The 13453-nt window shown below is 72.7% G+C and carries 13 protein-coding genes; 9 read left to right on the top strand and 4 right to left on the bottom strand.

Annotation, left to right across the window (positions count from 1 at the left end):
- A partial coding sequence (locus ACFWGZ_RS09075) for an IucA/IucC family C-terminal-domain containing protein (RefSeq protein WP_382450943.1) occupies window positions 1–544 on the top strand: 544 nt, incomplete at its 5' end.
- Here ACFWGZ_RS09075 and ACFWGZ_RS09070 read toward each other — a convergent pair.
- Both ACFWGZ_RS09070 and ACFWGZ_RS09065 read right to left on the bottom strand, forming a co-directional pair.
- Entirely contained in the window at window positions 534–1547 is a 1014-nt protein-coding gene (locus ACFWGZ_RS09070) for a hypothetical protein (protein ID WP_382450942.1), read from the bottom strand. The genes ACFWGZ_RS09075 and ACFWGZ_RS09070 overlap by 11 nt on opposite strands.
- Before the next feature lie 69 nt (window positions 1548–1616).
- Window positions 1617–1964, bottom strand: a complete 348-nt coding sequence (locus ACFWGZ_RS09065; protein WP_382450941.1) for a hypothetical protein — start codon at window positions 1962–1964, stop codon at window positions 1617–1619.
- A gap of 177 nt (window positions 1965–2141) precedes the next feature.
- On the opposite strand from ACFWGZ_RS09065, the gene ACFWGZ_RS09060 reads away from it, so the two are divergent.
- Genes ACFWGZ_RS09060 through ACFWGZ_RS09045 form a run of 4 tightly spaced genes read left to right on the top strand, consistent with a single transcriptional unit; the run spans window position 2142 to window position 5152 of the window.
- The gene (locus tag ACFWGZ_RS09060) at window positions 2142–2672 is read left to right on the top strand and encodes an NUDIX domain-containing protein (RefSeq protein ID WP_382450940.1); all 531 of its coding nucleotides are present in this window, start codon (window positions 2142–2144) and stop codon (window positions 2670–2672) included.
- Complete coding sequence (locus ACFWGZ_RS09055; protein WP_382450939.1) at window positions 2672–3532, top strand: cobalamin-binding protein; 861 nt, start codon at window positions 2672–2674, stop codon at window positions 3530–3532. Before ACFWGZ_RS09060 ends, ACFWGZ_RS09055 begins: the two co-directional genes overlap by 1 nt.
- Window positions 3523–4503 (top strand): D-cysteine desulfhydrase family protein, encoded by a 981-nt coding sequence (locus ACFWGZ_RS09050; RefSeq protein ID WP_382450938.1) that lies wholly within the window; start codon window positions 3523–3525, stop codon window positions 4501–4503. The genes ACFWGZ_RS09055 and ACFWGZ_RS09050 overlap by 10 nt, the downstream gene beginning before the upstream one ends.
- A gap of 16 nt (window positions 4504–4519) precedes the next feature.
- On the top strand, window positions 4520–5152 hold the full coding sequence (locus ACFWGZ_RS09045; RefSeq protein ID WP_382450937.1) for a GTP pyrophosphokinase family protein: 633 nt from the start codon (window positions 4520–4522) through the stop codon (window positions 5150–5152).
- Window positions 5153–5171: 19 nt separating this feature from the next.
- Here ACFWGZ_RS09045 and ACFWGZ_RS09040 read toward each other — a convergent pair whose 3' ends face one another.
- A complete protein-coding gene (locus tag ACFWGZ_RS09040) occupies window positions 5172–5993 on the bottom strand; it encodes a MerR family transcriptional regulator (protein WP_382450936.1) in 822 nt (273 codons plus the stop codon).
- Between the two features lie 101 nt (window positions 5994–6094).
- Here ACFWGZ_RS09040 and ACFWGZ_RS09035 point away from each other — a divergent pair, with 101 nt between their 5' ends.
- The 3 genes from ACFWGZ_RS09035 to ACFWGZ_RS09025 all read left to right on the top strand — a co-directional run bounded on the left by ACFWGZ_RS09035 (window position 6095) and on the right by ACFWGZ_RS09025 (window position 8048).
- Window positions 6095–7018, top strand: coding sequence for an anti-sigma factor RsbA family regulatory protein (locus ACFWGZ_RS09035; protein WP_382450935.1), 924 nt, complete (start codon window positions 6095–6097; stop codon window positions 7016–7018).
- Window positions 7019–7234: 216 nt separating this feature from the next.
- Window positions 7235–7588: a DUF742 domain-containing protein gene (locus tag ACFWGZ_RS09030; protein WP_382450934.1), complete on the top strand. Its 354-nt coding sequence runs from the start codon at window positions 7235–7237 to the stop codon at window positions 7586–7588.
- Between the two features lie 100 nt (window positions 7589–7688).
- The gene (locus tag ACFWGZ_RS09025) at window positions 7689–8048 is read left to right on the top strand and encodes a lipopolysaccharide assembly LapA domain-containing protein (protein ID WP_382450946.1); all 360 of its coding nucleotides are present in this window, start codon (window positions 7689–7691) and stop codon (window positions 8046–8048) included.
- On the opposite strand, the gene ACFWGZ_RS09020 is transcribed toward ACFWGZ_RS09025, so the two are convergent.
- Window positions 8002–10617, bottom strand: coding sequence for a LuxR C-terminal-related transcriptional regulator (locus tag ACFWGZ_RS09020; protein ID WP_382450933.1), 2616 nt, complete (start codon window positions 10615–10617; stop codon window positions 8002–8004). The genes ACFWGZ_RS09025 and ACFWGZ_RS09020 overlap by 47 nt on opposite strands.
- 281 nt (window positions 10618–10898) lie before the next feature.
- Here ACFWGZ_RS09020 and ACFWGZ_RS09015 point away from each other — a divergent pair, with 281 nt between their 5' ends.
- Complete coding sequence (locus tag ACFWGZ_RS09015; RefSeq protein ID WP_382450932.1) at window positions 10899–13442, top strand: AAA family ATPase; 2544 nt, start codon at window positions 10899–10901, stop codon at window positions 13440–13442.
- Window positions 13443–13453: the final 11 nt, after the last annotated feature.

The raw sequence follows: 13453 nt of genomic DNA, 5'->3' as shown, positions 1-13453 counted from the left end.
GGACCGGCGGCTCGGGGTCGTGCTGCGCGACAAACCCGTTCCGCGCGAAGGCGAGACGCTGGTGCCGCTGGCCGCGCTGAGCCTCACGCCGCCCGCCGACCCGGTGGCGTGGCTGCGGGAGTTCGCGGAGCTGACCGTGCCACCGCTGATGACCCTGCTCGCCCGCGGCGTGGCGCTGGAGGCCCACGAGCAGAACCTGGTGGTGGGCCTGGTGGACGGCAGGCCGAGCCGGGTGCTCTACCGCGACCTCGCCGACATCAGGGTCAGCCCGCGCGCCGGCCTGCCGGCACGCCTGCACGCGAGCCCGGAGGCGTTGCGCGCCAAGATGTTCGCGACGTTCTTCGCGACCGCGATGGCCGGTCTGGTCGGCGCCCTGGACGCACCGGACGCCGAGCTGTGGGACGTCGTGGCCCAGACCGTTCCGGACACGCCCGACCGGCACGCGTTGCTGCACGACCCGCTGCCGGCGAAGCCGCTCACCTTGATGCGGCTGGACCCCGCGACGACGGCGTGGGCGTACCTGCCGAACCCGTTCAGGCCGTGAGCAGCACGTCCCGGTGCTGCCAGGCCAGCGACAGCAGCGCGGCACCGGCGGCCTGGGTCGGTTCGTGGTGCGCGAACCGCTCGACGTTCCCGGCGGTGAAGGGAAGTCCGCGCAGCACGCGGCCCTCGTCGTTGTGCGAGACCAGATCGCCGAACAGCGCGTCGAACCGCGGCGCGTCGATCACCGCCACGGTCAGCAGGTCGGTGGCGAACGTCAGCGGGTCGACGCCCATGCCCAGGTGGTGCACGCGTGCCGCCGAGGTCAGCTCCGCCGCGAACGGCCAGTTCCCGTAGTCGGGTTCGTGGATCTCCTCAGCACCCAGCAGTTCCTCGGCGAACTCGCGGATCATGCAGTGCCACAACGAGAAGTCGCCGGCCTGCGTTCCCTGGAACACCCCGACGGGCAGCACCTGGTACAGGCCGCCCGCGTGCCCGACGCGCTCCGGGTCGCGCCAGTGCAGGAAGAAGGTGGCCTCGCCGGAGACCGGGTCGTGCCGCAGGGTGAGGGTGCTGACGGCGACGTTGACGGGGCGGCGGGAGGGGTCGCACGGGTCGCCGATCGCGGTGCGCTGCGGCAGCGCGCCGACGAGTCCGAGCGACCTGGCCGCGTACTCGTGGGCGCAGGACTCACCGACGTCGATGCCGTCGAAGTAGGTGCCGGGCCCGAACGCGAGGTGCCGGCCGGTGAACCCGAGCAGGCGGTAGGTCGCGCGGTTCTGGAACACCGCCGGCGCGGCGAGCGCGGCCACCGCCTCCGAGTAGCTGCCGAACCCGTCGGGGAGCAGGGGGCTCCGGCTGCGCGGGAGCTCCGGCGACGGCCGCAGCTCCAGCGTGAGACCGGCCAGCGGGACCGGCGCGGGCGGCGTCCAGTGCGGCGCCGTGAGCAGCGGCGTCCCCGCCACCTTCGGCACGTCCGGGTACAGCGCGGCCGCCTCGACCGCGAGGGCGTGGCGGTGGGCCAGCAGGTGGGCGCGGACTTCGAGCCACTGCGCGGGCGTCGGCATCGCACCAGTATCCGGAGACGGCGAAGAGGCCGGACCACCCCGTGATCCGGCCTGCGCGACGTCAGCCGGTCAGGCCCGCCAGCGCCTCGACGCGTGGACGACCTCGCCGACCGCACGGGCGAGGCTTCCGTCGGCGTCGACGTGCGCCTCGTGGTGCTCCGGAAGCGGGCGGGCCACCTCGGGCGGGGCCTCGTAGGAGTCGCTGTCCTCCCAGCGCAGCCTGCGGGCGGTCTTCACGAACGCGACCGCGGCGCCCAGCAGCAGCACCCCGAGCGCGGCGGGCCACCAGACCTCCTCCGCGACCGCGATGGCGAACTGGACCTGGGCCACCACGACGAACACGACCGTCAGGCCGACCACCGACCACGGGGCCGATCTGCCGTCGTGTCTGCGCTTGGCGGCACCGGTTGCCCCCATTGGCGTCACCTCCACCGATGTTGCCGTGGACATCGGCGATTGATCGCACGGAGTTACACCGCTGAGCGTACTAGCGATTCGTTTGGTTGCTGACCATCATCGCCCGGCGGCCTCCCACCTGCGCCGAACGGCAAGGTCGCCGGTGCGGTTTTCACCCCGTGGTGTGATCATCGAGAGGTGTCCGCACAGCACGCGGGAGACCCCGCCGCCTTCGCCGCCGACGTCCTCGACGAGGGCCCGGCCGAACTCGAGCACGAGCAGGGGGTGGCGTCGCGGCGCCCCGCCAAGACCTCCGCGGGCGGCGCGCTGATCCGCGACTCCACCGGACGCGTGCTGTTCGTGGTGCCCACCTACAAACCGGTGCTGGACATCCCGGGTGGCATGACCGAGGACGACGAGTCGCCGAAGGCGGCGGCGGTGCGCGAGATCCGCGAGGAGCTCGGTCTGAACGTCCACCTCGGACCGTTGCTCGTCGTGGACTGGACGCCGCGCAACGGGGTCTGGCGCGACTGCCACCAGTTCGTGTTCGACGGTGGCGTCGTGGACGACGCGGTGGCGTGCGATCCCGAACTGGAGGGCGTCGTGTACCTGGCGCTCGACGAGGTGGCACCGCGGATCTACCCGTCGCTGCACCGGCGGCTCACCCTGGCCGTCGCGGCCCTCGAGAGCGGTACCACGCGGTACGCCGAGTTCGGCCGCGAAGTCTGATGCGGATCGTCTCGCTGCTGCCCGCCGCGACCGACGTCGTGGCCGAACTGGGGCTGCTGGACCACCTCGTGGGCCGCACCCACGAGTGCGACTGGCCGGCCGGGGTCGCGCGCGTGCCGGTCGTGACGAGCACGCTGGTCGACCAGGACGCGCTGGGCAGCCGGGAGATCGACGCGGCCGTGCACCACGGCTCGTCGATCTACGGCCTCGACACGGCACTCCTGGAGGAGCTCGCGCCCGACGTGATCCTCACCCAGGACCTGTGCGACGTCTGCGCGATCTCCTACCGCACGGTCACCGACACCGTGCGGGTGATGGACATCGGCCCGACGGTGCTGAGCCTCGAACCGTCCACGTTGGACGAGGTGCTCGGCTGCCTGGAGACCGTCGGCGCGGTGCTCGGCGTCGACGCCCGCGACCGGGTCGCGGCGCTGCGCGAGCGCGTCGGGGCCGTGGCGCGCGAGGTCGGGGACCGGCCCCGGCCGCGGGTCGCGGCGATCGAGTGGCTCGACCCGGTGTGGCCCGCGGGGCACTGGGTCCCCGAGCAGGTCACGGCGGCAGGCGGCGTCCCGCTGCTCGCCCGCCCCGGTGAGCACACCCGGCCGACCACCTGGCAGGCCGTCCACGACGCCCGTCCCGACGTCGTGCTGCTGATGCCGTGCGGCTTCCCGCCGGACAGGACGCTGCGCGAGCTGCCGGACCACCCGCTGCCCGAGACGTGGGTGCTGGACGGGCCGTCGTACTTCAACCGCCCCGGCCCGCGGGTCGTGCGCGGTGTCGAGGTCCTCGCGCACGTCCTGCACAGCATCGGCGGGGAACCCGGCCCCGGCGAGGCGTTTAAGCTCGCCCCATGGACCTGAGCGCGTTCCCCCGAGTCGCCCTGGGCAGCTGGCCGACCCCGCTCGACGACGCCCCGGGGCTCACCGCCGCGCTCGGCGGCCCGCCGGTCCTGCTCAAGCGCGACGACGTCAACGGCCTCGGCGCGGGCGGCAACAAGCTGCGCAAGCTCGAGTTCCTGCTCGGCCAGGCACTGGCGCAGGGCGCGGACACGATCATCACCTTCGGCGCGCTGCAGACCAACCACGGCCGCCAGACCGCGGCGGCGTGCGCGAAGCTCGGCCTGCGCTGCGAGCTCGTGCTGACCGCCAAGGTGCCGATGACCGGCGACGCGTACGAGCGGTCCGGCAACATCGTCCTGGACCACCTGTTCGGTGCGAACGTGCACATCTGCGCCGACGCCGACGAGACCGCGGCCGTGTACGAGGAGGTCAACCACCCCGGCGCCGTCACGCTGCCCGTCGGCGGCTCGAACGGCCTGGGCACCCTCGGCTACGTCGCGGCGGCGGTAGAGCTCGTCGGCCAGCTGACCGATCGCGGCATCGGCGAGGCCACGATCGTCGTGCCGGACGGCAGCGGTGCCACGGCGGCGGGAATCGCGCTCGGCACCGAACTGCTGGGCTGGCCGGGCCGCGTGCACGCCGCCAGCGTCTCCCACACCGCGGCGGACGCGCGGCAGGCGCTGGAGGTCCTGTGCGCGGACGCCGCCGCCCTGCTCGGCGTGCCCGCGCCGGAACTGGCGCACGTCACCGTCACCGACGACACCGTCGGTGACGGCTACGGCGTGCCGACGCCGCAGATGTGGGACGTGCTGGAGCTGTTCGCGCGGACCGAGGGCGTGCTGCTGGACCCGGTCTACACGGGCAAGGCGGCCGTGAAGTTCCGCGAGATCGCGGCGTCGGGCGACGTGCCCGTCGTGTTCCTCCACACGGGTGGACTTCCCGGCTTCTACGGCTACGCCGCCGAAGCCGTGGCGCGGTTCGGTCCCGCGTGATCAGTACCCTGGTGTGGTGACCGACCTGGCCGACGACCTGAGCCTGCTGCGCGACCTCGAACGACGCCTGCTCGTCTACAAGTTCGCGATCGAGGAGCTCATGACGAAGCTCCGCATCCTCAGCGAGGAGTTCGACTCGGTCCACCGGCACGACCCGATCGAGCACATCACCAACCGGGTGAAGAAGCCCGAGGGAATCCTGGAGAAGCTGCGCCGCAAGGGTTTTCCACTCGACCTCGACGCGATCGGCGCGGTGCTCGACGATATCGCGGGCGTGCGCGTCGTCTGCCCGTTCGTCTCGGACGTCTACCGCGTCTCGGCGATGCTGGCGCGCCAGCACGACGTGGAGATCCTGCACACCAAGGACTACATCGCGAACCCGAAGCCGAACGGGTACCGCAGCCTGCACCTCATCGTGCGGATCCCGGTGTTCCTGTCGGACCGGGTCGAGCACGTGAAGGTCGAGGTGCAGCTGCGGACCATCGCGATGGACTTCTGGGCGACCCTGGAGCACAAGCTCTTCTACAAGTACGACGACAGCCCGCCCGCGGACTTCGTGGACGAGCTGATGTCGTCGGCGATGATCGCGGCGCAGCTGGACGAGCGGATGGAGTCGCTGCACCGCCGCATCAACTCGGACGACCGCTGATCCGGCCGCGCCGCGGCGACTACGGCTTGGTGATCTCCAGCTGCAGCTCCGTCACCCAGTCCGCCGGGTCCCCCTCCCCGTAGCGCAGGTACACCTCCCGCGCGAACCCGTTCTGCTTGTACCCGTGCGCCTCGATCCACGCCGCGACGGCCTGGTAGGTCGCGTCGACGTCGTCCATCGGGCCGCGGTGCACGACGGTCGCCGCCTCGGCCAGTGCGGGCAGGTCGACGACCTCGAAGTCGAAGCCCGGAGCGGGGTCGACAGCCACGACGACGCCGGCGTGCACGCGCACCTCCTCGCCCGCGGCGGGTTCGTAGGTGGCGATGCCGTGGCCCGACGGCGTGACGCCGGCCCGGCCCAGGCGTTCGAAGAGCTGCGGGTACAGCGGCTGGATGACCGGGCCGATGTCCTCGGGACCGTAAGACGCGGCGGTGGCGCTGAGCCGGGCCACGCGGACCGCGGGGACGGCCTTCACGACGATCTCGTCGGTGGGCATGGCGCCCTCCCTCTCGATAGCGCGGAGACGTGCTTCGACCCGGCGCAGCCGCGACTCGTCCGCGAGGATCTGCTGGCGCAGCTCGGCCCGCCGCAGCGACAGCATGCCGTGCAGCTGCTCGACGGACAGCTTCTCGTCGAGCACGACGCTCACCTGCTCGAGCGTCAGGCCGAGGTCCTTCAGGGCGATCAGGCGGTTGAGGCGGTGCAGCTGGGCCGCGGTGTAGAAGCGGTAGCCGCTCGACGGGTCCACGTGGGCCGGCGGGAGCAACCCCACCGCGTCGTAATGGCGCAGCATCCGCACCGACACGCGCCCCAGATGGGCGAAGTCTCCGATGGTGAACATGACTGCTCCTGTGTAGGGGCTGACACGGTGTGAGGGTCAAGAAATGATGGTTTGAGCAACGGCCAGGATGAGCATCCTGGGACGTTGACGAGAGGTGGCACATGACGTTCGCACATCCGGCGTTGTTCTACTCCGACGAGGAGTCCTACATCGACGGGACCGTGCCGTTCGTGGTGGAGGGCCTGGCGAACGCCGAGCCCGTAGCCGTGGCGGTGCACAGCAGGAACCTGGAGCTGCTCCGCGAAGCGCTGAGCGGGTTCGCGCACCTCGTGACCTTCGTCGACATGGCGGACACCGGCCGCAACCCCGGCCGGATCATCCCCGAGCTCCGCACGTTCGCCGACCGGCACCGCGGGGCCGTCCGCATCATCAGCGAGCCCGTCCGGGACCGGCGCACCGAGGCCGAGTACCCGGCCTGCTCGCTGCACGAGGCGTTGGTCAACTACGCGTTCAGCGGGCGCGACCTCAGCATCCTCTGCCCGTACGACACCTCCTCGCTCAGCCACGACGTCCTGGCCGAGGCGGAGAAGACCCACCCCGTCGTGATCGACGCGGGTGGTCACCGGCCCAGCGACCACTTCCACCCCGCACGGGTGGTCGTCGCCGCGCACTCGCTCCCGCTGGCGACGCCGGTGGACGCGGCGAGCACGTCGGTGGGCGCCGGCGCGATGGCGGCGGTGAGGGCGTTCGCGCGTGAGCACGCCGTGAAGTTCGGGCTCGCGCCCGATCGTCTCGACGACTTCGCCCTCGCGGTCACCGAGCTCGCGACCAACAGCGTCCGGCACGGCGGCGGCGAGAGCACGGTTCGTGTGTGGACGGAAAACGAAAGCATTGTTTGCCAAGTCAACGACAACGGCCACATCACCGATGTTCTGGCTGGACGCACTCCTGTTCACGCAAACGAACCAGGTGGTCGCGGTCTGTTGCTTGTCAACCGTTTGGCCGACCTCGTGCGCACCCAAACGACGTCGTCGGGCACTGCAATCCAGGTCAGATTCGATCTGGGTGACAAAAAGGCAACGTGATCGACATACATTTGGGCGACTTCGTTATAGCTTGAGCACGTGCACGACGAGGAAGCGACGGAAATCGGTTACACCGGGGCGCGATTCGGATCCCCGGCGACCCGCAGCTGGCTGCAGTCCGACGAGCGAGGTGACTCGCACGTACCGGAGACGCAGCAGCTGCCCCGTCAGCAACCGTTGCGCCAACGCCCACCGGAGCCGCCCCCGGAGTGGCCGATGCTGGAAGAAGAACCACAGGGCGTCCCCGCGCGGGACAGCTCGCTCATCCGTCCCTACGCCCGCACGGGCGGCCGTACCGCGGCCCGCCACGACCTACGCCTGGAGACGCTGCTCTCGACCGACGAGGAACGCCTGTACCGGGCCAGCAACGACCAGGCGGCGATGATGCGGCTGTGCCTGCAGCCGCGGTCGGTCGCCGAGATCTCGGCGCTCATGAAGATCCCGCTCGGTGTCACGCGGGTGCTGCTGAGCGACCTGATCACGCTGAACCTGGTCGCGGTGCACGAGCCGGGCGACAAGCCGAACATGGCGCTGCTGGAACGCGTTCTGTCGGGGCTGCGCAGGCTGTAGTCCCCCGTTCGCCAGCGCGCGGGATCACGCCTGGTCGCCGATAATTCTCCTCGTGGCGACTTCCAGCGACGAGACCCCGAACGCGCCGGTCACCGAGCCGATCCCGGCCGGGCGGCCGAGCGCACCGCCGGCGACCGTTCCCCCGTCGTCCGCTCCGGCGGCCGCACCGAAGTCCACGCGGCCGACCAGGATCAGCGGCACCTGGATCGCCGTGCTGGTCGCGATCGTCGTGCTGATCTTCCTGCTGGTCTTCATCCTGCAGAACGGCGGCTCGACGACGATCCACTTCCTGTGGGGCCAGTTCAGCCTTCCGCTGGGGGTGGCGCTGCTGTTCGCGGCGATCGGCGGCGCGCTGCTGGTCGCGGTCGTCGGCGCTGCCCGCATCCTGCAGCTGCGCCGTCAGGCGAAGCGGCTCACCGGTCGTCCCGCGACCTCGTCGCCAGTTCGATCCGAGAGCTGATCCCGAGCTTGCGGAAGATCTTGCGCAGGTGGAAGTTCACCGTGTGCGGCGACATGAAGAGCTGCGTCGAGATCTGCCGGTTCGTCTGCCCCTTGGCGACGAGGTTCGCGATGGCCCGTTCGGTGTCGTCCAAACTGGACCATCCGGACGCAGGGCGCGCGGGTTCGGCACGCCGGCGCCGGCCGAGCTTGCGCAGCCGCCCCAGCACGCGGGCGCTGTCGCGGGACGCGCCGATCTCCCGGTAGAGCCCGAGCGCGGTCTCGAGCGCCTTCACCGACGCGGCGCGGTCGTCCAGCAGCACGCCGAGGTCCTCGGTGGCGTTGGCCCGCGCCCACAGGTCGCCGTGCTGCTGCGCGGCCAGTTCCAGCACCGACGGGTCGGCGTCGAACAGGCCGCGGGCGTGCAGCGCGGCCGAGGCCACCGCGGGGAAGCCGGGGTTGTCCTCCGCCAGCCGCTCCACGCGGTCGACGACGGCCTTGGCCAGTCCCTCGTCCCCCGCCTCCAGGGCCCGGCGCACGAACCACCCGGCGGCACGGGGTTCCTCGGCGAAGAGCCCTGACGACACCAGGTCCGGGTACTCGTCGGCGAGCAGCGCCATCGCCCTGTCGAGCCCGGAGCCGACGTAGGTGACCAGCACGTCGGTCCACTGGTAGTAGGCGTGGGAGAACATGATCCCGTCCGCGGGAACGCTCTCGCGGCAGCGCTCGACGTGCTCGACGGCGGCCGGCAGGTCACCGGTGTGGATCGCGACGAGGGCGAGCACCGCCAGCGCCGGTGCCACCAGTGCCGCGTGTCCCGTCTCCTCCGCCGCGGTCAGCGCGGTGCGCGCCTCGGCGGCCGCCTCCTCGATCCGCCCGGCCTGCACCAGGATCCGGGCTTGCACTACCCCGGTCATGATCCCCTTGGTGACCACGGCCGACGGCCCGCTGCGAGCCCGCCGCACCACGCTCTCGGCCTCCGCGAACTCCCGCAGTCCCGAGAACACCGTCGCGAGCAGCAACTGCGGGTACGCGCAGAGGTCGTGCGACGTCACGGACTGCGCGGCCTCGCGGGCCAGGTCCAGCGCGGCACCGGGCTGACCGGCGTCCCTGGCGATCGCGGCGAGCACCGCCAGCGCCGTCGCCAGCACGTCGTCGGGCGATCCGCGGTGGGCGCGGACCACGCTCTCCGCCAGCTCCTCCGCGCGGCGCCGGTCGTGGCCGAGCAGCGCCATCATGCGGGTGATCTCCACCCACGGCACGAGTTCCGGCATCAGACCGGGTTCGGCGAGCAACGCCCCGGAGCTCTCGGCCGACTCGGCGTGCCGGGCGGTCAGCAGCGTCGTCACGGCCACGCAGTGCCGCAGCTCGGCGGCGGGCTCGGGAGAGACCTGGCGGGCCAGCGCGTCCTGCGCGAGCGCCTGCGCCGCCGCGAGCCGGCCTGCCGCGATCAGCGCGCGGACCGCGATCACGGTGCGGCGCACCAGCGACGGCGAGGCCGGGTCGGTCAGTTCCAGCGCCCGCACCGCGAGCTCGGCCGCGGCGTCCGGCGCGGTGACCAGCACGGCCTTCGCCGCGGTGACGAGACCGTCGATGGAGCGCGCGTCCCCGCGCTGGGCTCCGTGCAGCAGGTGCCGGGCGGCCTGGACGGCGGAGTCGCCGCGGCGCAGCAGCATCTCGCCGGCCTCGCGGTGCAGGGCGCGGCGCACGGGCGGGGGCACGGACTCGGCGACCAGGCGCCAGAGCAGCTCGTGGCGGAACGCGAGCCGGTCCTCGAGCGACGTCACGACGCCCGCGCCGATGACCTCCTCCAGCGCGGGCAACAGGATCGCGGTGCTCGACGCCAGCATCTCCGCCACGTCACCGGGTTCGAAGTGCGGCCCGAGGACGGAGGCGACCTGCACCAGGTGCCGTGCCCCACCGCTCAGCTCGGCGACCCGCTCGCCCAGCAGCGCCTCGGTGGCGAGCGGCACGCGGTCGGTGCGCAGCGACGCGTGCCCGCCGGCGACCTCGACGTGGCCGTCCTCGCGCAGGGCGCGGAACAGGGCGATCACGGCGGCCGGGTTGCCCCGGGCGGTGGACGCCAGCGCCAGCAGGCCGGGGTCGGGGGTGCCGCCCGCGAGGTCGGTGACGAGTCCCGCGATCACGTTGTCCGGCAACGGTCGCAGCTCGATCCGCGTGGCGCCGCGGGCGAGCGCGGCGGCGAACAGGCGGCCGGCGGCCTCTCCGCCGCGGCGGGCGAGCAGCCAGACGACCTTCTCGTGAGCGGAGGCGAGCAGCAGCGAGCGCAGGGCGGCGAGCGTGGCCGGTTCGGCCAGGTGGAGGTCGTCGAGGACGACGAGCGCGGGGCCGTCCGGGCGGCGTTCCGCGAGGCGTGCCAGCAGGAACGGCTGGTCGAGCTCGTCCTGGGCGGTGACGACCTCGGCGCCGCGGCGCGCGGCCAGTGCCGCGACCTCCGCGAGCAACCGGGTCTTGCCCGTCCCCGCCGCGCCGTCGACGAGCACCACACCGGTGCCCGCGTCGAGCACACCGTTCAGGAGCTCCCGTTCTCCCGCACGGCCGCGGAACACCCCGTCACGATTCCCCGACACCCATTTTCCTTTCGCTCCGCGACGGCGGAGGACAAGATCCGCTTTACCATGCCGGCCCGCGCCGCGACCAGCCCCTGGACAGCACCCGCAGGCCGTTGGGATGATCACACCGGAGGCGCCGTCCCGCTGCCGCTGCCCATTCGAGCAGTTGCCCGCGGGATCATACGGGCAGCACTCCTGTTGAGACGCCCGTAGCGCGGGAAGCTTTACCTGGGCAAGTGGAGCTCTTTCTCCTAGCATCAATTCCGCTGATCCTTTCGGCCGCGGATTGTGGAGAGATCTTGGAAAACCCGCTGAAAGCGTGGTGCGCCGGAATCAGCGAACAGGTGTCGCCGGGCACCACCACCGTCGTCGAGGGCGCTCCCGGCACGGGCAAGACCGCGGTGCTCGACCACGTCGCCGCGCGCTGGCGGGGAACCGTGCTGCGGGCGCGGTGCGGTGCGCTGGAGGGCGACCTGCCGTTCGGCGTGGTGGCCCAGCTCTTCGACCTGGTGGACGCGGACCTCGTGCCCGCGGAGGCCGAGAGCGCGCTGCGGCTGACCGCGCCGGCCGCCGACTTCGCCGTGCTGCACGGCGTCTACCGGCTGGCCGCGGCGCTGGCCGCCGAGAACGACCTGCTCATCGTCGTGGACGACGTGCACTGGGCCGATGCCGCGTCGTTGCGCTGGCTCGCCTACCTGGCGTTGCGGGTCCAGCGGCTGCCCATCGCGATCGTGCTGACCGCGGGTGCCGGCGAGCGGTGCGACGACCCGTCGCACGGCGAGATCTTGGCCGTGGGCCACCGGATCGTGCTGGACGACCTGTCCCGCGACGCGGTCGCCGCGCTGGTCTCGTCGCTCGGCGCGCCCGACCCGGAGTTCGTCACGGCGTGCGTGGCCGCGACGGACGGGAACCCCTTGGCCGTGACACGCCTGGTGGCCGCGCTGGCGGAGGACGGGGTGCCGCCGGTCGCGGCGTCGGTCTGGCGGGTCGCGCACCGGGGCGCGGAGGTGCTCGGCGAGATCGCCGCCGCCCGGTTGCGCCGCCGTCCCGCCGCCGTGGTGACCGTCGCGCACTGCCTGGCCGTGCTCGGCCCGTCCCCCCATCCCGACGTGCTCGCCGACCTGACCCGGCTCGGTCCCCTGGAACTGGCGGAGGCCGTGCGGACCGCCGGCCTGCTCGGCGTGCCCGGTCCCGCGGTCCTCGACGACGTGCCCGCACCGGCACGGGCCGACCTGCACCTGCGGGCCGCGCGGTCGCTGCGGGCGCACGGCGCGCCGAACCGGGCGGTGGCCGGCCACCTGCTGGAGACCTCGCCGGGGCTGGAGCCGTGGGCGGGCGAGGTGCTCGACCTGGCCGCGCAGGAGGCGGTGAACCAGGGCGACACCGCCGGTGCGGCGCGACTGCTGTGGCGGGCGCTGCGCGAACCGGTGGCGAACCCGGCGCGGGCCCTGCGGCTGCTGGGGATCGCCGAACTGGTCGGCAACCTCCCCGGTGCGACGGCGCGGTTGCGCGAGGCGCTGCAGTCCGATGTGGACGACGAGGAGACGGCGGTGGCGCTGTCCTACGCCCTGCACGCCGAGGGAGACGCGGGTGAACTGACGGCGGTGCTCTCGGGCGGTTCGCCGTGGACGCGGGCGCACCTGGCCGTGCACGGGCTGGCGTGGCAGGAGGCCGTGCCGTCGTCGGTACCGCTCGACACGCCCGCCGGGGTGCTGCACCACGTCATGGTCGGCGACATCACCGCGGCCGAGGCCGTGGCGCGGGTCTCGACCGGTGACGTGCTGTCGTCGCTGGCGTCCGCGATGACCCTGAACCTCGCCGACTCGCTGGACGAGGCGCTGACCGTGCTCGACGACGTGGACCACGCGCGGGCACCGGCGTTGCGGGCGCTGACGTACGTGATGCGCGCGAACGTCCAGCGCCGCAAGGGAGATCTCGTCTCCGCCCGGTCGGACCTCGAACTGGCGGAGCAGCACCTGCGGCAGGACCGGCGCTGGCACGCCGTCTCGGCGTGGCACGCGGCGCTGCTCGCCGACATCCTGCTCGAGGAGGGCCGGTTCGACGAGGCGGACTCGGTGATCACCGAGTCCTCGACCGACGGCGCCCGGCGCGTGTGGCAGTACGGCGGACTGCTGACCGTGCGCGGACGTCTGCTGACAGCGCGGGGCGACGACCACGAGGCACTGGAGGCGTTCCTGGCCGCCGGGCGGCACTGCGCGGCGTGGCCGTACCGGAACCCGGCGCCGCTCGCGTGGCGGTCCGGGGCGGCACTGGCCTGCGCGGCGATCGGCGACTCGGAACGGGCGCGCGAGCTCGCGCTCGAAGAGGTCGGGCTGGCACGGGCCTGGGGTGCGCCGCGCGCGTTGGGCATGGCGCTGCGCGCGGAAGGCAGGGTCACCGCGGGGGCCGCCGGACGGACGTTGCTCGAGGAAGCGGTGGCGGTGCTGCGCCACTCCCCCGCCCGGCTGGAACTGGCGCGCGCGTTGGTCGATCTCGGCGTCGTCGTGCGGCGGCAGGGCGACACGGCCGGTGCGCGGGCGTGCCTGCGCGACGCGGTGGACCTGGCGCAGAAGTGCGGATCCACCGCGATGGCCGCGCGGGCCTACTCCGAACTGGTGGCGACGAGCGCCGGACCTCGGCGGATGCGCCAGACCGGGCCCACCGCGCTCACCCCGGCGGAGCACCAGGTGGCGGAACTGGCCGCCCGCGGCGGTTCCGACGAGGAGATCGCGTCGATGCTGCTCATGACCACCGAGGCGGTCGGGACGGCGTTGTCCGGGATCTACCGCAAACTCGGCGTGAGCGGCCGTGCACAGCTGGCGAATGCCCTGTTCGTGGACTAGTTCTGACCCGT

This window comes from Lentzea sp. NPDC060358 (genome assembly GCF_042725365.1).
Classification (GTDB): Bacteria; Actinomycetota; Actinomycetes; order Mycobacteriales; family Pseudonocardiaceae; genus Lentzea.
Note: the sequence above shows the minus strand (reverse complement) of the source record. Positions and strands in the feature narration are given on the sequence as shown.

Bases quoted from the DNA above. Each gene is read 5' to 3' on its own strand.
- ACFWGZ_RS09050 (WP_382450938.1), top strand. From the start codon at position 3,523: ATGGACCTGAGCGCGTTCCCCCGAGTCGCCCTGGGCAGCTGGCCGACC.
- ACFWGZ_RS09065 (WP_382450941.1), bottom strand. From the start codon at position 1,964: ATGGGGGCAACCGGTGCCGCCAAGCGCAGACACGACGGCAGATCGGCC.
- ACFWGZ_RS09040 (WP_382450936.1), bottom strand. From the start codon at position 5,993: ATGTTCACCATCGGAGACTTCGCCCATCTGGGGCGCGTGTCGGTGCGG.
- ACFWGZ_RS09035 (WP_382450935.1), top strand. From the start codon at position 6,095: ATGACGTTCGCACATCCGGCGTTGTTCTACTCCGACGAGGAGTCCTAC.
- ACFWGZ_RS09070 (WP_382450942.1), bottom strand. From the start codon at position 1,547: ATGCCGACGCCCGCGCAGTGGCTCGAAGTCCGCGCCCACCTGCTGGCC.
- ACFWGZ_RS09055 (WP_382450939.1), top strand. From the start codon at position 2,672: ATGCGGATCGTCTCGCTGCTGCCCGCCGCGACCGACGTCGTGGCCGAA.
- ACFWGZ_RS09030 (WP_382450934.1), top strand. From the start codon at position 7,235: ATGCTGGAAGAAGAACCACAGGGCGTCCCCGCGCGGGACAGCTCGCTC.